Raw genomic sequence first — 20089 nt, forward strand, 5'->3', positions numbered from 1 at the left:
AACAGCGACGAGCCCGGCCGTCGTGGCCGGGCTCGTCAACACCACTGATCAGATCTTGTCGAAGCGGTCGTTGTTCATGACCTTGGTCCAGGCCGCGACGAAGTCGGCGACGAACTTCTCGCGGGCGTCCGAGCTGGCGTAGACCTCGGCGAGGGCGCGCAGCTGCGAGTTCGAGCCGAAGATCAGGTCGACCGCGGTGGCGGTCCACTTGACCTCGCCGGTGGTGGCGTCCTGGATCTCGTAGACGTGCTCCTGGGACTCCGCGGCCTGCCACTTGGTGCCCGGGGAGAGCAGGTTGGCGAAGAAGTCGTTGGTGAGCACACCGGGCTTGTCGGTGAGCACGCCGTGCTTCGCGCCGGCGAAGTTGTTGCCGAGCGCGCGCAGGCCGCCGACCAGGACCGTGGTCTCCGGCGCGGTCAGGTCCAGCATGTAGGCGCGGTCGATGAGCAGCACCTCCGGCTGGGTCTTCTCGCCGGGGCGCAGGTAGTTGCGGAACCCGTCGCCACGCGGCTCGAGGACCGCGAACGACTCGATGTCGGTCTGCTCCTGGGTGGCGTCGGTGCGGCCGGCCCGGAACGGCACGGTCACCTCGACACCGCCGTCCTTGGCGGCCTTCTCGACGGCGGCCGAACCGGCCAGCACGATCAGGTCAGCGAGGGAGATCTTGGCGCCGCCGGCGTTGTTGAACTCCTGCTGGATGCCCTCGAGCGTGGCGATCACGTCGCCGGTGCCCTGGTTGACCTCCCAGCCGCGCTGCGGCTCGAGGCGGATCCGGGCGCCGTTCGCGCCACCGCGCTTGTCGGTGGAGCGGAACGTGGCGGCCGAGGCCCACGCGGTCGAGACCAGCTGCCCGACGGTCAGACCCGACTCGAGCACCTTCGCCTTGAGCGCGGCCACGTCGGCGTCGCCGACCAGCTCGTGGTCGACGGCCGGCACCGGGTCCTGCCAGAGCTGCGCCTCCGGCACCCACGGGCCGAGGAAGCGCTCGACCGGGCCCATGTCGCGGTGCAGCAGCTTGTACCAGGCCTTGGCGAACGCGAGCGCGAACGCGTCCGGGTTCTCCAGGAAGTGGCGGGAGATCTTCTCGTACGCCGGGTCGACGCGCAGCGACAGGTCGGTCGTCAGCATCGTCGGCTTGTGCTTCTTCGACGGGTCGTGCGCGTCCGGGATGATCGCCTCGGCGTCCTTGGCGACCCACTGCTTCGCACCGCCGGGGCTGGTGGTCAGCTCCCACTCGTATCCGAAGAGGATCTCGAAGAAGCGGTTGCTCCACTCGGTCGGCTTGTCGGTCCAGGTGACCTCGAGGCCGCTGGTGATGGTGTCGCCGCCCTTGCCGCTGCCGTGCGTGCTCAGCCAGCCCAGGCCCTGCGCCTCGATCGGGGCGCCCTCGGGCTCCGGGCCGACGTGGCCGTCGGCGACACCGGCGCCGTGGGTCTTGCCGAACGTGTGACCACCGGCGATCAGCGCGACGGTCTCCTCGTCGTTCATCGCCATCCGGCCGAAGGTCAGCCGGATGAAGTGCGCGGCGGCCTGCGGGTCGGCGTTACCGCCCGGGCCCTCCGGGTTGACGTAGATCAGACCCATCTCGGTCGCGCCGACGCCCGGCGCCATCTCCTTCTCGGAGACGTAGCGACCGGCGAGCCAGGTGTCCTCCGGGCCCCAGAAGATCTCCTCGGGCTCCCAGACGTCCTGCCGGCCGAAACCGAAACCGAAGGTCTTGAAGCCCATCGACTCCAGCGCGACGTTGCCGGCCAGCACCAGCAGGTCGGCCCAGGAGACGCTCTGGCCGTACTTCGCCTTGACCGGCCAGAGCAGGCGGCGGGCCTTGTCCAGGTTCGCGTTGTCCGGCCAGCTGTTCAGCGGGGCGAACCGCTGGCCGCCGTCACCGGCGCCACCACGGCCGTCCTCGATGCGGTACGTGCCGGCCGCGTGCCAGCTCATCCGGATCATCAGGCCGCCGTAGTGACCGAAGTCGGCCGGCCACCAGTCCTGCGAGGTGGTGAGCACCTCGGCGATGTCACGCTTGAGCGCCTCGACGTCCAGCTTCGCGAACGCCGCGGCGTAGGAGAAGTCCTCGCCCAGCGGGTTGCCCTTGGACGAGTGGGCGTGCAGCACCGACAGGTCGAGCTGGTTGGGCCACCAGTCCCGGTTGCTGTGCGGGCGGCCGCTCGCCTTCGGGGTGGGCGCGTCGATCGCCGGGTTCTCGCTCTCGCTACCGCTCGCGGTGACCGAGTCGTGTGCGACCGGGCAACCGGAGGCCTTCGGGTCTTGGGTGTCGCTCATCTGATTCCTTCCGAACGGGGCAGGCATTCGGGGCAGGTGCCCCAATACACGACTTCCGCCTCGTCGATGACGAACCCGTGGTCGTCCGAGGCGGTCAGGCAGGGGGCGTCGCCGAGGGTGCAGTCGACGTCGGCGATGGCGCCGCAGGACCGGCACACGACGTGATGGTGGTTGTCGCGCACCCGCATCTCGTACCGGGCGGTCGCGCCGGCGGGCTGGATGCGACGCGCCAGACCGGCGTCGGTGAGCGCACGCAGCACATCGTAGATCGCCTGGTGGGAGACCGCGGGAAGATCGGTGCGCACCAGCGCGATCACCGCATCGGTGTCGATGTGCGGGTGGTCGCGCAGCGCGGCGAGCACCGCCAGCCGGGGCCGGGTCACGCGCAGCGAGGCCGCACGAAGCTGCACCTCGAAGTCGGACGCCATGGCGACGACCCTAGTACCCTTTTCTGGAATCAATCAAGTTATGACACGCAGAGTTTCCTCACTCCGCACGCCGAATGCGGCGCATCAGCATCGCCCAGACGCCGTAGCCCGCGCCCACGTCCCCGGTGACCGCGCCCGCGGCGGAGCCCATGAACAGCGCGTTGGCGCAGTCCGGGCAGACCTCCCGGCCGGTGATCGTCTCTTGGAACGGCTCGCTGACCCGGCGGCCGCAATCCGGGCAGTCCCGACCTGACAATGCCACGACTGCCTCCTGGAGGTGAGATGCCCGAGGGTACGAGATCACCGCACCTCGAAGCGTGAACCTTCCCGGGCCGGTCCACGACTGAACACCCGAAGGAGGGCCGATGAGCGACGCATTGCTGGTGGTCCGTTGTCAGCTGGGTGAGCGGCCGGCCTTCGCCGAGCTCGTCCGGGCCTGGCATCCGGCGGTCGAACGGTACGTCGGGCGGATGCTCGGCGCCCCCGACGACGACGTGGTGCAGGAGATCTGGCTGGCCGTCGTGCGGGGGCTGCCGAGGCTGAGACAACCGGACCGGTTCGCCCCGTGGCTGTTCGTGATCGCCCGGCGGGCGGTGATGAACCGGCTCCGGGAGGCCTACGCGAGCCCGGAACCGGTCGACGAGCCGCCGCCCGGGGCTACCTGGCCGTCGGGCTGGCCGGGCTCATCGGCGGCGGACTGATCGGTCTGCTCTGGGCCACCGAACCGGCCCTGCCGGTCCGGACCGCGGTGGCCTTCGCCGTGCTGATCACGATCGGTCTGGCGTGGGCCGGGTTCGCCGGCTGGGCGCTGACCCGGCGGACGCCGTTGTTCGCCCGGGACCGGGTGGTCGCCGGGTGGCTCGGCGCCGGGGCCTGGCTGGTGTTCAGCGCCGGGGCCCTGGTCATCACGCTCACCCGGGAACGGGCGGAACCCTCGGTCCTGATCGTCGTACTCGGGCTGGGTCTTGTCGCGGTCGGGAACCTGCGGGCGGCCCGCCGCGCGCGGGCGGACCTGGTGCGGCAGCGGACCGATCTGTCCGGGTGAGCGGTGCAGCAGCAGCAACGGGGTCGCCAGCAGCAGCACGCCGGCGATCCCGATCGCGGCGCGGGCCCCGGTGTACGCGGCCAGCACGCCCCACAGCGCGGTCGCCACGGCGATCGCGGCGGTGCTGGTCACACTCCAGGCGACCAGCACCCGGGCGGTGCGCTCGGGCGGGACCCGGCGCAGCCGCTCGGTCGCGAGCACCGGGTTGAACACGCCGATGCAGGTGATCAGGGCCAGCTCGACGATGATCACGAAGACCACGTCGGCCGGGCCCGGCGTCACGAAGAACAGGCCCACCGGCCAGAGCACCCGCACCACCGCGGCGACGCGCAGGACCCGGCGGCTGCCGCAGCGCGCCACCAGGACTCCGGCGAGGCGGGCGCCGGCGAAACCGCCGAGGCAGGGCAGGCCGAAGGCGAGACCGTACTGCCAGGCCGACCAGCCGAAATCGGCCAGCAGCAGGACGGCGAGCAACGGTTCGGTGGCCATGATCAGGGCGTTGACGGCGACGGTGTTGCGGAACAGCGGGCGCAGCACCGGATCGGCGTGCACGAACCGCCAGCCGGCGACCAGCTCGCCCGCCCGCGCCCGGACGGACCGGTCCGGCAGCGCCGCCCGATCCGGGGCAGACCGGTCCGGCAGCGTCGCGCTCGCCGGGGCAGACCGGTCCGGCAACCCTGACGAGCGGTCCCGGATCGCGCCCACGCTCAGCGCCGACACCAGGAAGCCGGCCGCGTTGGCGGCGACGGTGACCAGCGGACCGAACAGTTTGACCGCCGCGCCACCCAGCGGCGGACCGGCGGCCACGGCGATCCAGCCGGCCGACTCCAGCCGGCCGCTCGCGGTCAGCAGCTGATCCTCGGGCACAACGGAGCGCAGGAAGGCGCCGCTGGCGGCGGTGAACGCGATGTTCGCCACCGCCCCGATCACCGCGACGACCACCAGCTGGGCGTAGCTGAGCAGCCCGCACGCGTACCCGATCGGGACGCTGAGCAGCGCGGCGCACCGCACCACGTCGGTCCCGATCATGACCCGGCGTTTGTGGTGCGCCTCCACCCACGGGCCCAGTGGCAGGGCGACCAGCGCCCCGGCCGCCGTTGCGGCCGCGGCCAGCGCGGAGACCGCCGCGGGCCCGGCATGCAGCACCTGGATCGCGATCAGGGCGAACGCCCCGAAGCCCAGCCAGGTGCCGGCCGTGGACGCGACGAACGCCGTCCACAGCAGACCGAACGACCCACCCAGCTTCTGCCGCACCATCCGCACTCCCCCATCACAACCATCCGTTGACCGGGAGCATCCGATCAGATGCGTGCGCCTGCATTCCAACAACGGATCGGGGATCTGCCACAACCAACAGTTGTCCGGCTAGGCTCGCGGCGTGGACATCGAGGCCGTACGCACGTTCGTCGCCGTCGCCGCCGCCGGGCAGTTCCAGCAGGCCGCCGCCGAGCTGCGGGTCACCCAGCAGGCCGTCTCGAAACGGATCGCGACCCTGGAACGCTCGCTCGGGGTGACGCTGTTCCTGCGCACGGCCCGCGGCGCCCGCCTCACCCTGGACGGCCGCTCGTTCCTGCCGCACGCCCGGCTGGTGCTGGCCGCCGTCGACCGGGCGGCCGCCTCGGTCCGGCCGGGCGAGCGGGCGCTGCGGGTCGACGTGCTGAACCGGCGGATCGCCCCGGCCCAGGCGGTCCGCGAGTTCTACCGGGTCCACCCGGGCGTCGACCTGGAGCTGGTCCCGCTGCCCGAGGCGAACGTGCACGACGCGATCGCGGCGCTGCTGTCCGGCGAGATCGACGCCACGTTCCGTGCCGTGCCGATGCCCGCGAGCGAGCTGCCGGAGCAGATCGTGGCGCACTGGGTGCTCGACGATCCGTTGCAGCTGCTGGCCGGGCCGGCGCACCCGCTCGCCGGGCGGGCCACGATCGCGCCGGCCGAGCTGGGCGGGCACCGGATCTGGATCCCCGGTATCCGGCCGGGCACCGAGTGGGCCGCCTACTACGCGCAGCTGACCGCCGCGTTCGGCCTGCACATCGACCGGATCGGCCCGAACTTCGGCACCGAGGCCCTGATGGACGCGATGGCCGACTCCGGCGAGCTGACCACCCTGGTCGGCAGCCGGGACCGCTACGTCTGGCCGGCCGGGCACGACCTGCGCCGGATCCCGCTCACCGGGCCGACCCCGGTCTACCCGCACGCGCTGCTGGTCCGCGCCGGCAACCCGCACCCGGGCCTGGCCGCCCTGTGCCAGCACCTGATCACCACGGCGCCGCCGGCACCTGCCGATGTCTGGACGCCGCCCTGGACGCGGTGACAACAGGTCGAAGGTTTTCTATTGTTGGGCTGTTGTCGTCGAGTCTGATGGGGGCCGGAACGTGGATTCCACCGAAGACATGAGCAAGGGTGTTGTGCCGCTGGAGGATCTGCGCCGTACGCCGCTGGGCAGCATCGACCCAGCCCGGGCCGCCCAGGTGGCCCTCGCCGACGCACCCCGCGACGCCGACCACGGGCGGACCGCCTCGTCGCTGTTCGGCTCGGCCCTGTAGCGATCCCCGCGAGCCCGATCAGCCAGTACGTACTCAAGATCGCCAGCCGGTGCGACCTGAAGTGCGACTACTGCTACGTCTACGAGGCCGCCGACCAGGGCTGGCGCCGGCAGCCACCGACGATGGATCAGGCCGTCGTCACCACGATCGCCGGGCGGATCGCCGAGCACGCACGCCGGCACGACCTGCCGGCCGTGCGGGTGGTGCTGCACGGCGGTGAGCCGCTGCTGGTCGGCCCGCGCCGGCTGGCCGAGATTGCCGGTGAGCTGCGCGCCACCGTCGGGCCGGCGCTCGACCTGCGGATGCAGACCAACGGGGTGCTGCTCACCGAGGAGATCTGCGCGATCGCCCGCGAGCACCGGATCGGGATCGGTGTGTCGCTGGACGGGAACCTGACCGCACACGACCGGCACCGCAGGTTCGCGCACGGCGGGGGCAGCCACCAGCACGTGCTGCGGGCCCTGGAGTTGTTGCGGGCTCCGGAGAACCGGGAGATCTACGCGGGTCTGCTGTGCACGATCGACCTGTGCAACGACCCCGAGCAGGTGTACCGGGCGCTGCTGGCCGAGCGGCCGCCCCGGCTCGACCTGCTGCTGCCGCACGCCACCTGGGAGACACCGCCGCCGGCTTTCGACGGCGCGATGTCGTACGGAACATGGTTGTCGGCGGTCTTCCGGCGCTGGACGGCGGACGGGCGCACGGTCCCGATCCGGATCTTCGATGCGCTGCTGGCGCCCGGCGTGGTCGGCGCCGAGGCGGTCGGGCTCGGCCCGGCCGACCTCGTGGTGATCGAGACCGACGGCTCCTACGAGCAGGTCGACTCGCTCAAGGTGACCTTCGACGGGGCGGCCGCGACCGGGCTGGACGTGTTCGGCGCCACCGTCGACGAGGTGTCCGCGCACCCGATGATCGCGATCCGGCAGATCGGCCGCGACGGGCTCAGCGCCACCTGCCGCGCCTGCCCGGTGGTGGAGCGCTGCGGCGGCGGCCAGTTCCCGCACCGCTACCGCGCGGCGACCGGTTTCGACAACCCGTCGGTGTACTGCGCCGACCTGAAGGAGTTGATCGACGACATGGACGAGCGGGACGGCCTGGCCACCTGGGTGCGCGACGAACTGGCCGGCGGTGCGGGCGCCACGGACGCGGTCGCCCAGCTGGCGCCGATCCACGAGGCCCTGGCCCGGGCCCGGGTGGTCACCCTCGGCCGGACCGGACCGGACGGCTGGGCGCAGCTGGCCGCCCTCGACGAGTCCGCGCCGGACGCGGTCCGCGCGGTGCTCACGTCACCGTTCGTGCGCCGCACCGACGCCTCCCACCTGGCGAATCTCGCCGCAGCGGCCGCGATCCGGGCCGGCGCCGCGATCACCGTGGGCGTGCCGGTCCGCGACGGCCTGCTGGTCCTGCCGACGCTCGGTGCGCTGCGCCTGACCGGCGCCGATGCGGTGGTCCCGGTCCGCACGTCCGCCGCCGGGTTCGCCGTCGATCATTTGACGGTACGACTGGACGACCCACCCCCGCAGTGGCTGCCCACCCGCGAGCTGCGCCCCGGCATCCGCCTCGAGGACACCGACCCGCTGCGCGACGCCTACGACGAGCTGACCGTTGCCGATCGGCTCGACGACCGTGCGGTGCTCGCCTGGCGGCAGCGCCTGGACGCCGCCCTGGACAGCCTGCGCGCCACCGCCCCGCAGTACCTGCCCGGCATCACCGCCACGCTGCGCGCGATCGTGCCGCTGGCCCCGGACGGCACCGGCACGCAGCGCTCCGGCTCGGCGCGCACCGCGTTCGGCGCCGTCGCGCTCACCCCGGAGGAGCCGGACGCCCTGGCGGTGCTGCTGGTCCACGAGGTGCAGCACCTCAAGCTCGGCGCGGTCCTGGACGTCTGCCCGATGTTCGACCCCCGCGACCCGCGCCGGGTCGACGTGCCGTGGCGCACCGGCCCCCGGCCGATCGAGGGCGCACTGCAGGGCACGTACGCGTTCCTGGGCGTCGCCGACGTCTGGCGCCGGCGGCCCGGACCGGTGGCCGCGGCCCGGTTCGCCGCGCTGCGCGGCGAGGTCACCGCCGCGCTCGGCGCGCTGACCACCGGCGAGCTGCTGAACCCGGCCGGCGCCCGGTTCGCCGCGCGGATGCGTGCCATCGTGGACCGATGGTGAACCGCGAGACGCTCAGCGCCGACCTGCGCCGGGCCGGGCTGCGGCCCGGCGGCACCGTGCTGGTGCACTGCTCGCTGCGCGCGGTCGGCTGGCTGCCGGAGGGCCCGGCCGCGCTGCGCCGCGCGGTCCAGCAGGTGATCACCGCGGACGGCACCCTGGTCGTGCCGACGCACACCACCGCGAACTCGACCACCTCGCACCTGTTCCGCCGGGAGACCGACGGCAGCCCGGAGGCCGCGGCCGGCTGGGAGGCCGCGATCAAGGGGTTCGACCCGGACACCACCCCGTCGGACGAGATGGGGATCTTCGCCGAGGGGGTCCGTGAGCACCCGGACGCGCGGCGCAGCACCCACCCGCACACCTCGTTCGCGGCGCTCGGGCCGGGGGCGCGCGAGCTGACCGCGGTGCACGACCTCGACTGTCACCTGGGTGAGCGCTCCCCGGTCGGCGCGCTCTACGCGGTCGGCGCCACGGTGCTGATGATCGGCGTCGGCTACGCGCACTGCACCACGTTCCACCTGGCCGAGTACCGGCTGGCGACCCCGCCACGGGTCCGGCCGCACCGCTGCTACGTGCTCGACGAGCGCGGGGAACGCCGGCGCATCGACTTTCTCGCCCCGCACAACGACGACCACGACTTCGCGGAGCTGGGCGCGGCGTTCGAACGCACCGGCGCGGTGCGCACCGGCCGGGTCGGCGCGGCACGGACCCGGCTGTTCCCGATCCGGGCCGCCGTCGACTTCGCGCTCGACTGGATGACCCACCATCGTGGACAGCCGCTATCGTGGGTTCCCACCGTGGCGGGCGCAGAGGCTGGGGGGGCCGGGACGTGACCTCGAGTGACCGTACGCCGGTGTTCTTCATCAGTTATGCGCACCGCCCGCAGCGGGCCCGCCCGACCCGCGACGCGCACCTGGTCCGCGACTTCTACGACACGTTGTACGGCCACGTCGACGAGCTGCTGGGCCTGCAGGCCGGGCAGGAGGCCGGTTTCATGGACGCCGAGATGGACGGCGGGCAGCGCTGGAGCGACGACCTGGCCTACGCGATCGGCCACTGCCAGGTCCTGGTGCCGCTGATCTCGCCCCGGTTCGCCGGCAGCGAGTGGTGCGCCCGGGAGTGGCACGCGTTCACCCGCCGCCCGCACCGCACGTTCCCGACCGCGACGTCGTCGCACGGCGCCACCCCGATCATCCCGGTGTCCTGGACCCCGTTCCCGATCGAGCAGCTGCCCGGCGAGATCCGGGCGGTGCAGCTGTTCACCCCGGCGCTGCCGCAGCCGGAGATGGCGCGGCTGTATCAGAGTGAAGGTCTGTACGGCCTGCTGCAGCTCGGTGAACGGGGCCTCGAGGTGTACGAAGCGGTGGTCTGGAAACTCGCCCAGTGGATCGCGGACGCGTTCTGGACGCATGATGTGGAGACGGACAAGGATGTCGACTTCCGCGGCCTGGCCACGGAGTTCGGGGAGGACCCGACGTGATCTTCTTCCTCAGTCATGCGAACACGGCCCGTGGCTCCGGCACGCTGGACCCGTGGGTGAAACGGTTCTTCGACGACCTGAGCGACGGGGTCCGGGCCCGCACCGGCGCCGACGAGACCGGGTTCTACGACGGGCTGCTCGAGCCGGGCGCCGATCGCCGGGCCCGGCTGACCGACGAGATCGGCCGGGCCCGGGTGTTCGTCCCGCTCTACTCGCCGCAGTACTTCGGCAACTCGTGGGCGGCCGCCGAGCTGGACTCGTTCCGGTCCCGGCTGCGCGGGCTGGGCCGGGCCGAGGCGGCCCGGCACGTGGTCCCGGTGGTGTGGACACCGCTGCCGCCGTGGGAGAACCGGCGCGAGTTCGACGAGGCGTTCGCCGTGGTCGGCAAGTCGGTGGAGTACACCGAGAACGGGCTGCGCGCGCTCTGCATGCTCAGCGTGTACCGCGACGCCTACCGGGACCTGGTCGCGGCGTTCACCGACCGGATCGCCGGCGTGGCCCGCGACTCGGTGCTGGAGCCGTCACCGCCGGCGCCGCTGGTGCCGCGGGCGGCCGGCGGCGGTGAGCCGGCCCTGATCGTGTCCGCGCTCGGCGCCGGGCTCGACGCCCGGCGCGACCAGGTGATCGAGGCCGCCGAGCGGCTCGGGGTGCCGGCCCAGCCGCTGCCCGCCGACCAGTTGCGCCGGCAGGCCGCGCGCCGGCCCGGGGTGCTGCTGATCGACGGGGACGCCACGCCGGAGACCGTCCGCGACACCGTGGCCGGCCTGCCCCGCTGGGTGATCGCGCTGGTGGTCGCGAGCGCCTCGGCGGCGGTCGGCCCGCTCACCGGTATCCTGCGAACCGCCGGTCTGCACCAGGTGAGCCCGGTCCGGACGGCAGCCGAGTTCGACCGCAACGCCCCGCTGCTGGTGACCGAGGCCCGCAAGCAGTACCTGCGGCACGGGCCGGTGGTCACCGCGCCCGGCACGCCGCGACCCAGTCTGCGCAGGACCTCCGACGACAAGCGAGGATAGGTCGACAATGGTGGATCGCGAAGGCCAGATCGTCACCTTCTACTCGTACAAGGGTGGCACCGGCCGGACCATGGCGCTGGCGAACGTGGCCTGGATCCTGGCCGCGAACGGGCACCGGGTGCTGGTCGCCGACTGGGACCTGGAATCGCCGGGCCTGCACCGGTTCTTCGCGCCGTTCCTCACCCCGGAACAGGTCACCACCACCCGCGGCGTGATCGGGCTGATCACCGAGTACCAGTGGGCGACCCTGCCACGCGCCGAGGACGGCAACGGCGGGCCCGACCAGGACCGGCCCGCCGACTGGTACCGCGAATACGCCAAGGCCGAACGGTACGCCTTCTCGATCAACTGGTCGTTCCCCGGCGGCGGCTCGCTCGACGTGCTGCTCGCCGGGCACAGCAGCCTGGAATACGAGGCCAGCCTGAACGGGCTGAACTGGGAGGACTTCTACAACCGGCTCGGCGGCGCGCACTTCTTCGACGCGCTGCGCGAGGACATGAAGAGCCGCTACGACTACACCCTGCTGGACAGCCGCACCGGGCTGAGCGACGTCGCCGACATCTGCACGATCCACCTGCCCGACGTGATCGTCGACTGTTTCACGTTCAGCGAGCAGGGCATCGACGGCGGCGCGTCGGTCGCCGCGCAGATCCGCACGTACGAGGACGAGCGGCTGCGCCGGATCCTGCCGGTGCCGATGCGGGTCGACACCGGCGAGCAGTCCAAGCTGGCCGCCGGGCGGACCCTGGCCAAGCGCCGCTTCACCCGGCTGCCGGCCGGGATGACCGAGGAGGAACGGCGCAGTTACTGGTACGAGGTGGAGGTCCCGTACCGCACGTACTACGCGTACGAGGAGATGCTGGCCACCTTCGGCGACGAGCCCGGCGACCCGGCCGGCCTGCTGTCCTCCTACGAGCGGCTGACCGGCTACATCACCGGCGGCCGGGTCACCCGGATGCCGGCGCTGGACCCGGCCCTGCGCCGGCAGGTGCTGGCCCGTTTCGAACGCAAGCAGGCCCTGGTCGAGGAGACCCTGGTGCTGCGCTACGCCCCGGCCGACCAGGTCTGGGCCGAGTGGGCGCTGGCCGTCTACACCGCGGCCCGGCTGCGCGTGGTCGACGGCGGCGGGCCCGGCGCGCAGCCGGCCGAGTCCGGGGCGCGCGAGGTGGTGCTCTACTCCGACACGTTCCGCGGCGACGGCAACCGGTCCGCGGTGGCGCTCTGCGTCGCCGACAGCACCCCGGGCCCGGACGACTTCGAGAGCTGGGACTCGCTCAACGGGCACACCGCGGAGTCGGCGATCGGGCGGGCGCTGCGGCTGGTCGGCGCGGACGACCACGGCACCGCCGACTGGCACGCGACGCTGCCACGCTTCCCCGGCGACGCGCCGCAGGTGCGCAACGCGCCGAACCAGAACCCGCGGTTCACCGGCCGCGACCTCGAGCTGCGCCGGATCCGCGACACCCTGAAACGGGCCGGCGGCACCCCGGTGGCGCTGATCGGCGGCGCCGGGATGGGCAAGTCGCAGCTGGCCATCGAGTACGCGCACCGGTTCCAGGGCGCCTACGACGTGATCTGGTGGGTGCCGGCCGACCCGCCCCAGTTCGTCGAAGTGATCATGGCGGACCTCGGTGCCGAGCTGAACTATCCGCGGCGGGCCACCGTCGACGACACCGCCGGCGTGGTGGTGCGCCGGCTCAGCCGCGGCGGCGGCCGCGAGGGCACCCCGCTGCGCTGGCTGCTGATCTTCGACAACGTCGACCGGTACGCCGAGATCGAACGCTACCTGCCCCGCGGCAGCGGCCACCTGCTGATCACCACCCGCGACGCCGAGTGGGGTGACGTCGCCAAGGTGATCGACGTGGAGGGCTTCACCCGCGAGGAGAGCGTCGAGCACCTGCGGTTCCGGCTCAGCAGCGCGCTGAGCCCCGCCGACGCCGACCGGGTCGCCGACGCGGTCGGTGACCTGCCGATCCTGGTCGTGCTCGCCGCCGCCTGGCTGCACGACACCGGCCGCTCCGCCGAGGACTACCTGTCCGGGCTGGACAAGGCCGGCACCGTGCGCCACACCGCGACCGCGGTGTGGGAGGTCATCCTGGAGCGGCTGCGGGCCACCTCGAACGGCGCGTACCGGCTGCTGCAACTGGCCTCGGTGCTGCAACCGGACATCTCGCTGAGCCTGCTCTACAGCGACGAGGTCGCCCGGGTCATCGCCCAGTACGACAAGGACGTGGCCCGCCAGCTCGCCGACCGGATGTCCGAGCACGACGTCACCTCCGCACTGATGCAGCCGATCAACCGGCTGTCGCTGGTCAAACTCGACCCGGAGAAGCGCCGGGTGACCGTGCACCGGCTGCTGCAGAGCGCGCTGCGCGACCGGATGGCCCCGGACCGCCTGGCCGAGGTCCGGCACGCGGTGCACCGGGTGCTGGCCGGCGCCCGCCCGGCCGGCGAGGTCGAGGACTCGCAGACCTGGGACGGGTTCCGGTTGCTCTGGAGCCACCTGGACGGCTCCGCGCCGGAGGACTGCTACGACGACGACGTGCGCCAGCTGGTGATCGACCGGATCCGCTACATCTACCTGGTCGGCAACTTCAAGCAGGGCCTGGAGTACGCGGTGCGCGCCGACGAGCGCTGGACCGCCCAGCTCGACGCGCTGGGGCCGGACGACGAGCGCCGGCACCCGCTGCTGGTCCGGCTGCTGCACCTGCGGTTCCACCGCGGCAACCTGCTGCGCAGCCTCGGCGAGTTCGCCCAGGCCCGGGACCTGGACCGGGACACGCTGCAGGCGCAGGAGGACCTGATCGGCGACAGTCACCCGTACACGCTGTTCACCGCCGGCAGCTACGGCGCCGACCTGCGCGCGCTCGGGCAGTACCAGGAGGCCCTGGAACGCGACATCCGCACGTACCGGCTGTCGGCCGACCGGTTCGGCGAGGACAACCGGCGCACGCTGGCGTTCGCCAACAACCTGGGCACGTCGTACCGGCTGACCGGTGACTTCCGGCGCGCCCTGGAGATGGACCGGACCACGCTGCAACGGATGGCCCAGGCCCTCGGCGACGACCACTTCCGCAGCCTGCTCTCGGCCAGCAACCTCGGCCGTGACCTGCGCGAGGCCGGCGAGTACCGGGAGTCGGTGAACCTGCTGCGCGGGGTGCGCCGGGGCTTCGAGAAACTGTACGGCCAGCACTCCCGCGACGCGCTGTCGGTGCAGGCGAACCTGGCGGTGTCGATGCGCGGCGCCGGCCAGGTCGACGAGGCCCGCGAGTTGCTCGACGAAGCGTACGAAAGGCTCACCGTCAGCGGCGGCCCGGACGGCCCGGAAACCTTGATCACCAGGCTCAGCCGCGCCGCCACCATGCTGCTGACCGACGATTTCGCCGCGGCCCGCGCCGAGTTCGAGAAGATCGAAACCATTTTGGTACGACGGTTCGGCCCGGACCATCCCTACGTCCTGATCAGCCGCAGCAACCTCGCCGTCGCCCTCGGCGAGGCCGGCGCGGTCGAACCGGCCCTGCCGATCGCGCGGGCCACCGCCGCGTCCCTGCACACGCTGCTGGGTCCGGTCCACCCGGCGACGATGGCGGCCGACAACAACCTGGCGCTGTTCCTGATCGAGACCGGCGAGCGCGACAGCGGCCGCGAGTTGCTGGCCGACACGGTCGACCGGCTGGCGCTGGCCCTCGACCAGGACCACCCGGACACCTACCTGAGCCAGGGCAACCTGGCGCTGGCCGCCCGCACCGACCACCTGCAGATCGCCGAACAGCTGGCCGAACGCCTCGGCTCCGAACACCCGACGGTGCGCTCACTGCACCGCCGCCGCCACGTCTACCGCATCCTCGACCCGCACACCTACTGATAGACCTTCACGGTCCAGGAGCAGCCGACCCAGGTACTGACCCGGAAGTTGCCCTTCGTGCCACCCGCGTGCCCGCGCAGCGTCACCACGCCGCGGGCCTTGGCCCCGCCAAAATAAATACTTAACGATCTCCATGGATATCCCTGGAGACGTCCTTCCTGGGCCGGGGCCCGGGATTCCCAGCTCGGACTGCATCTGTTCGACCGCCACGGAAGGCGGCGATCTGATGTCTTAGCTTGTCGTTTAACCTCCACTGCTCGCCTGGCGTCGCCACGGAGCAGCTCGCGGCGTCCCCGAAGGCGACTACGGTGAGTGCCGGTGGACGAGCCGGTGCGGGGTGGCGACGAGACCGAGCGCGCGTTCTCTGCGGCAGATCCGTGCATCGGATCAAGGGAGCGATCAGCGCTCGATGGTCGGTACGTTGAGCGCGGTGAGGTGCCCCTTGCCGATCGCGTACGCCAGAGTGCCGTCGCCGGGGACCAATCGCTCGACGCGTGTTGGCAGTCGCGCTCCGGCTCGAATGCCACCGCGGTCGATCACGATGACCTTGCCGTGAGAGCGGGCGAACAGTGCTCCATTCGCTACGGGGACGGGTGCGCATGCTGTGCCGGGCGGCACCGGCGTGATCTCCGTGCGGCCGCCACTGGTCAGGTCGACCACCGTGATGCCAGAGTCTTCGGCCAGCATGAGCTTGTCGTCGATCAGGACGGGCGCCACGGGTGGGAGGTCTGTGTCGTGTTCCCAGAGCGCCTGCACCCCGGTTGACGGATGGAACGACATGACAGTGCGCCTGCCGCTGACGAACACCACACGGCCGTCGTCACCGTGGGTGTATGCCTCGCCCGAGTCAGGGAACTGTACCGGCTCTGGCAGCGGCCACGTGCCCAGAGTCGTCCCGGTCGGCGGGTCCTCAAGTCGGAGTTCCGGCCGGCGCCTGCTGGCGAGCAGCACCGCGTCGACGGCCGTATCCGAATCAACTTGGAACCGGACGGTAGCTGGCCAGGCCAGTGACTCGCCTGGAGCGTACGGTGAATCGAACGGGACGGATGTGCCGGTGGCAAGGTCGATCCGTGTCACAGGGTGGTAGCCGCGCCAACCGCCCAGCACGATGACGGACCCGCTGATGGTCAGATAGCGGCGGAACTCCAGACCCGGATGCGACCACATCAGGCGACCGCTCAGCAGCTCGAAGCAGTGCAGGACACCCTGCTGGCTCAGGTAGAGGCATCGTCCCTGCGCGATGGCGGTCGTGCCCCAGCAGTCCTCGACGCGCTGCTCCCATATCAACGCCCCGGTCATCGGCTCGAGCCGTACCAGGCGTGAGTACCGCTCCGCCACGACGAGGGCATCGGTCGCGGCCACCGTCGTCGCGCTCGACCGCATACATAGCGGCCGCGACCAAAGGATTTCCACGGGCTGATCCACTGCCCAAGGCTATAAGCGACGCCATCCCGCCAGCCCTCAACGGGTGCCGCTCATCTCATCGGCAGATTCGCCTGCCGGGCGATCCGACCCGCTGTCACGTTGGGTAGCGAGCGACTCGCAGCAGATCCGTGCACCGCTCAGAGTTGGTGATGCCTCGCTGCTGGCCGGCGCGCACGATCTGCGGCAAATGAGCAAGTCCGAGGTGTCGAAAAGTACTCACACAGTCGCCGTGCAAAGGTCTACTCGTGAGCATCGACGACGACATCGCCCGATTCGACTGGCCGCGCATCCAGACATATGTCGGCCATGCCGAAATGGTGCCCGATGCCTTGCGAGGGCTCACCATGGCTTCGGACGACGAGGAGGCAGCCCGACTCGGCGTATGGATCGAGCACATCCTTGTGTCAGTGGCCGGCCCCTGCGAGGGCTGCGCGCCAGTCGCGACCGTCCTGGTCGCGGCGCTGCCAGGGATGACGCCGCCAGGGCATAGCGTGGCGCTTGATCTCCTGTCTCGGATCTCAGCCGCCGAACCCACCGGGCCGGCGCACGAACAGATCGGCGCGGTCGACATCGATGAGATCCGGCAAGCCGTGGCGGGCGGCTTCCAGCACTACGTCGCAGTACTCCGGGCTGGATCCTCGTCGGAAGCCGATCTCCGCTCCTGTGTCGACCTCATGGATATCCTCGCGTTTCATGACCGCAGCCTGGCGATAGAGGCCATCGCAGCGCTCAAGGCGATCCAGACCGCCGACCGTGCCACAGACTTGGCCGTGCTGATCGAAAACACGCTCGACGATCTGGCCTACTCTTCAAACGATTCTGCATAGACGGGCTGCACGGCGACATCCGCATGATCGAGTGCACTCAACCCGGCACGACAAGGTGCCGGGCCGTCACGGCCGACCGCCGGTCGTGAGGGCGGCGGTTGGCCCGAGCGCGGACGGCGGCATGAGCGGATGTTCCATCGGCTCGATCAAGTCTTACGGCGAGCGAACACATCGAATGATGGGAGCATGTCGATATTGGACGAGTATGAAGGCTACGAGCCGATAGGACCGCAGGAAGATCTGATTCGGCTGTTGGCCGAGTACAACCTTCGCGAAGAGGACCTTCAGGGCGCGATCCGGACACGCACACTTCCCTCCGGAGTCGCTAACGCTGACGAGACGCAATATTTGGTGCATAGATCAATCCTTCGCCCACATGGTGCTTTCTCCTGCGCCGGCGACAATGAAGCTCTCGACTTCTGTGAGACTGTGGCCGATGAGATGGTGCACGCCTTCGGCATCTCTCGCGCCGAGGCGGTAGCGCGTGTCAACCGACAATGGTCGGAACCCGAGGCATCGCTCGGCGAAGTCCCACGTGTATGGATCGTCGGCAGCGACCTTGTCTACCACGACGAACCGGCTGACTGGGCCACCGGTATCTACTACGGATTCGAAGACCGCTGGTGGGACGCGGATGGTGACCGGCAGCCCTTGCCGGCTCCCTGACCACGGCCGGCTCATCCGCTCATCGGCACGAGCGGGAGTCGACCGACCCCCTCGACCGTCGTGACGCCCTGTAGCGAGCGGATCGCGGCATGAGAGTGCGCCCCCGTCATGGCTGTCTCCGCTCGGCTATCGGGATCGGTTCTGCAGGGTCCAGCAGCCTGGCGCTATTGGCTGGAAGCGCAGGTGCTGCTGGCGTTCAGCGAGCGGATCCTTCCGGTCGATACCCGCAGTCGCGCGAGGTAGCGCCGCTCTGCACGTTCCCCGATCCGCGGCCGGTGCGGAATCCGCTCATTGCGGCGACCGCACTGGTGGACTGCATACGGTCGTCACTCGCAACGGGCCGACTTGGTGCACGCGGGCGTTGAGATCATCGACCCATGGCAGCCTCGAGGCGAGGGTGCCATGGGTCCTGGCAGGGCCCGTAAGATCCGCTCATGCAGAGCAGAGTGCTGGAGCAGCACATTGCGGTTTTTGGTGAGAGTGGCAGCGGCAAGACCGTGCTGGTCTCCTCCTTCTACGGCGCCACGCTGGAGCCCCAGTTCCTGAACAACAGCCTCTTCGACGTCGTGGCGGACGACCGCAGCCAGCACACCTTCCTACATCAGAACTACCTCGGTATGCGGAACAGGGCGCAGCCGCCAGCGCCGACCAGGTTCGCGGCGAAGTCGTATTCCTTCTCCGTCAAGTTGCGGGATAATTCCGAGGCGGCGGTCAAGAGCCGGCCGTTCGACGCGCTGCGGCTGGTTTGGCACGACTATCCGGGTGAGTGGTTCGAGCAGGACGTGGACGGCGAGGAGGAGGCGCAGCGCCGGGTTGACACGTTCCGGTCGCTGCTCAGCTCGGACGTCGCTCTGCTGCTGGTGGACGCGCGGAAGCTGCTGGACCACGCCGGCGAGGAGGAGCGCTACCTCAAGTCGCTGATCGCCAACTTCCACACCGGCCTGCTGTCGATCAAGGACGAGCTCCTGGTGGACGGCAAGCCGCTCGTCGAGTTCCCGCGGATCTGGATGATGGCGCTGTCCAAGGCCGACCTGATGCCGGACATGGACACCTTCAAGTTCCGCGACTTGCTCACCGAGAAGGTCGGCGGCGACCTGGACCAACTGGCTAGGGTGATCGCCGGGCTGGTCGAGGCGAGCGACGCACTCTCCGTCGCTGAGGACTTCGTGCTGCTCTCGTCCGCGAAGTTCGAGCCCGGCGAAATCAAGGTGGCCGAGCGCGTCGGTCTCAATCTGATCCTGCCGCTGGCCGCGATCCTTCCGTTCGAGCGGCATGTCCGCTGGAACCAGACCATGCAGCTGCCGGGGAAGGTAGCCGAGAACCTGCTGAGCGGCGCTTCGACGTTGGCCGCCGCGTTGGTCGCCCGCAAGACCCGGTTGCCCGGCCCGCTGGGTAAGGTCCTGAATTTAGTCAATCCCGCTCTCGTGAACGCGGCGGCGAAGCTGGCCGGTGACAAGCTCCGCGAGATGAACGCGCAGGCGCTGGCACGGCAGGATCATCTCGCCGCGGTCCTGACCGGTTGCCGGATTGATCTCGACCGGGCCGAGCAGGACAACGTTCTGTACCGGAGCCTTAAATGAGCCTGATCTGGGCTACCCGTGGGCGCACCTGGGGCTTCCGCTTCCTTTTCAAAGGCGACTTCAAAGACCCTTTGCAGGAGTACGAGGAAGCCTTCGCCGGCACCGACTCCGACCAGGAGCTGTGCCGCCGCACCGGCGACACGGTGGCGCTCCGCTTCCCCGACCCGGACGGCCGCCAGGACACTGCCGGCCGGGTGATCCCCCACGACTTCGTGATCTCCGGCCCTCTGACCGCCGGGATCGACTCGGTGAACGACGGTCGCCGGCTGATCTGGTCCCGCCCCGACATATCCGGCCACTTCGCCGAGATATGGGACGCGCCCAAGCCGCCGCCTCCGCAGTGAGAGCTGAATTCACTCGTTGAGCTGCTCAACTGCGTTCATGGAAGTCTCGTGTTATAGCCCTCCTCTGGACAGGCCAGCAGGCGGTGCAACTCACCCCGGCCGTGCGCCTGGTCCGGCGGTGGCGAGTTGGCTGATCTCATTCGGAGGCCAGCAGGTCCCTCTACTGGCGGCCGTTGACAGTAGACGCTCGCAGCGCGGGGGGGACGTGGCGATCACCTCGATGTTCAACACCGCCGCCCCGACGGAAACGTGGAGTGAGATTCGCACGACAACGCTTACTCAACTCGGCAGATCCGTGAAGTCGGAGGTCCGCCTTCGATCCGCTCCGTTGTGACTACTGACCTTTCGGGGTCAGGGTCAGGGTGGTTTGAGGCCGCTGCTGCCGAGGAAGCCGGTGGCGAGAGCGGGCCGGTATTGCATGGCTTTGAGTCGCT

17 protein-coding genes are annotated in these 20089 nt (G+C 70.7%); 12 read left to right on the forward strand and 5 right to left on the reverse strand.

The window, feature by feature from the left end; genetic code table 11:
* Window positions 1-48: 48 nt before the first annotated feature.
* Genes katG through ADL15_RS40865 form a run of 3 tightly spaced genes read right to left on the reverse strand, consistent with a single transcriptional unit; the run spans window position 49 to window position 2973 of the window.
* The gene (katG, locus tag ADL15_RS40855) at window positions 49-2283 is read right to left on the reverse strand and encodes a catalase/peroxidase HPI (protein ID WP_067703663.1); all 2235 of its coding nucleotides are present in this window, start codon (window positions 2281-2283) and stop codon (window positions 49-51) included.
* On the reverse strand, window positions 2280-2711 hold the full coding sequence (locus ADL15_RS40860; protein WP_067703666.1) for a Fur family transcriptional regulator: 432 nt from the start codon (window positions 2709-2711) through the stop codon (window positions 2280-2282). The genes katG and ADL15_RS40860 overlap by 4 nt, the downstream gene beginning before the upstream one ends.
* A 58-nt stretch (window positions 2712-2769) precedes the next feature.
* A complete protein-coding gene (locus ADL15_RS40865; RefSeq protein WP_067703734.1) occupies window positions 2770-2973 on the reverse strand; it encodes a hypothetical protein in 204 nt (67 codons plus the stop codon).
* Window positions 2974-3076: 103 nt separating this feature from the next.
* Between ADL15_RS40865 and ADL15_RS40870 the strand changes: the two genes are divergently transcribed.
* Window positions 3077-3412 carry an RNA polymerase sigma factor gene (locus ADL15_RS40870; RefSeq protein ID WP_083972397.1) on the forward strand — a complete coding sequence of 112 codons (336 nt, stop codon included), beginning with the start codon at window positions 3077-3079 and terminating at the stop codon, window positions 3410-3412.
* Here ADL15_RS40870 and ADL15_RS40875 read toward each other — a convergent pair.
* The gene (locus tag ADL15_RS40875; protein ID WP_067703673.1) at window positions 3328-5013 is read right to left on the reverse strand and encodes an MFS transporter; all 1686 of its coding nucleotides are present in this window, start codon (window positions 5011-5013) and stop codon (window positions 3328-3330) included. The genes ADL15_RS40870 and ADL15_RS40875 overlap by 85 nt on opposite strands.
* Before the next feature lie 121 nt (window positions 5014-5134).
* On the opposite strand from ADL15_RS40875, the gene ADL15_RS40880 reads away from it, so the two are divergent.
* From ADL15_RS40880 to fxsT, 7 genes are all read left to right on the forward strand, one after another.
* Complete coding sequence (locus ADL15_RS40880; RefSeq protein WP_067703676.1) at window positions 5135-6067, forward strand: LysR family transcriptional regulator; 933 nt, start codon at window positions 5135-5137, stop codon at window positions 6065-6067.
* Between the two features lie 79 nt (window positions 6068-6146).
* Window positions 6147-6299 carry a hypothetical protein gene (locus tag ADL15_RS53610; RefSeq protein ID WP_198171233.1) on the forward strand — a complete coding sequence of 51 codons (153 nt, stop codon included), beginning with the start codon at window positions 6147-6149 and terminating at the stop codon, window positions 6297-6299.
* 17 nt (window positions 6300-6316) lie between these two features.
* The gene (locus ADL15_RS40885) at window positions 6317-8455 is read left to right on the forward strand and encodes an FxsB family cyclophane-forming radical SAM/SPASM peptide maturase (protein WP_083972399.1); all 2139 of its coding nucleotides are present in this window, start codon (window positions 6317-6319) and stop codon (window positions 8453-8455) included.
* A complete protein-coding gene (locus tag ADL15_RS40890) occupies window positions 8449-9288 on the forward strand; it encodes an aminoglycoside N(3)-acetyltransferase (protein ID WP_067703682.1) in 840 nt (279 codons plus the stop codon). The genes ADL15_RS40885 and ADL15_RS40890 overlap by 7 nt, the downstream gene beginning before the upstream one ends.
* Window positions 9285-9935 (forward strand): TIR-like protein FxsC, encoded by a 651-nt coding sequence (locus ADL15_RS40895; protein WP_198171234.1) that lies wholly within the window; start codon window positions 9285-9287, stop codon window positions 9933-9935. The genes ADL15_RS40890 and ADL15_RS40895 overlap by 4 nt, the downstream gene beginning before the upstream one ends.
* Window positions 9932-10948 carry a TIR-like protein FxsC gene (locus ADL15_RS40900; RefSeq protein WP_067703689.1) on the forward strand — a complete coding sequence of 339 codons (1017 nt, stop codon included), beginning with the start codon at window positions 9932-9934 and terminating at the stop codon, window positions 10946-10948. The genes ADL15_RS40895 and ADL15_RS40900 overlap by 4 nt, the downstream gene beginning before the upstream one ends.
* Before the next feature lie 7 nt (window positions 10949-10955).
* Window positions 10956-14813 carry an FxSxx-COOH system tetratricopeptide repeat protein gene (gene fxsT / locus ADL15_RS40905; protein ID WP_067703692.1) on the forward strand — a complete coding sequence of 1286 codons (3858 nt, stop codon included), beginning with the start codon at window positions 10956-10958 and terminating at the stop codon, window positions 14811-14813.
* 399 nt (window positions 14814-15212) lie between these two features.
* Here the strand turns inward: fxsT and ADL15_RS40910 are convergent, their stop codons facing one another.
* The gene (locus ADL15_RS40910) at window positions 15213-16238 is read right to left on the reverse strand and encodes an outer membrane protein assembly factor BamB family protein (RefSeq protein ID WP_157441934.1); all 1026 of its coding nucleotides are present in this window, start codon (window positions 16236-16238) and stop codon (window positions 15213-15215) included.
* A 245-nt stretch (window positions 16239-16483) separates the two neighbouring features.
* On the opposite strand from ADL15_RS40910, the gene ADL15_RS40915 reads away from it, so the two are divergent.
* From ADL15_RS40915 to ADL15_RS40930, 4 genes are all read left to right on the forward strand, one after another.
* A complete protein-coding gene (locus ADL15_RS40915) occupies window positions 16484-17065 on the forward strand; it encodes a hypothetical protein (RefSeq protein ID WP_067703698.1) in 582 nt (193 codons plus the stop codon).
* Between the two features lie 186 nt (window positions 17066-17251).
* Window positions 17252-17731, forward strand: a complete 480-nt coding sequence (locus ADL15_RS40920) for a hypothetical protein (RefSeq protein ID WP_067703701.1) — start codon at window positions 17252-17254, stop codon at window positions 17729-17731.
* A 434-nt stretch (window positions 17732-18165) separates the two neighbouring features.
* A complete protein-coding gene (locus tag ADL15_RS40925) occupies window positions 18166-19311 on the forward strand; it encodes a TRAFAC clade GTPase domain-containing protein (RefSeq protein WP_067703704.1) in 1146 nt (381 codons plus the stop codon).
* Window positions 19308-19655, forward strand: a complete 348-nt coding sequence (locus ADL15_RS40930; protein ID WP_067703707.1) for a hypothetical protein — start codon at window positions 19308-19310, stop codon at window positions 19653-19655. Before ADL15_RS40925 ends, ADL15_RS40930 begins: the two co-directional genes overlap by 4 nt.
* Window positions 19656-20089: the final 434 nt, after the last annotated feature.

Source organism: Actinoplanes awajinensis subsp. mycoplanecinus, assembly GCF_001509495.1.
Taxonomy (GTDB): Bacteria; Actinomycetota; Actinomycetes; order Mycobacteriales; family Micromonosporaceae; genus Actinoplanes; species Actinoplanes palleronii.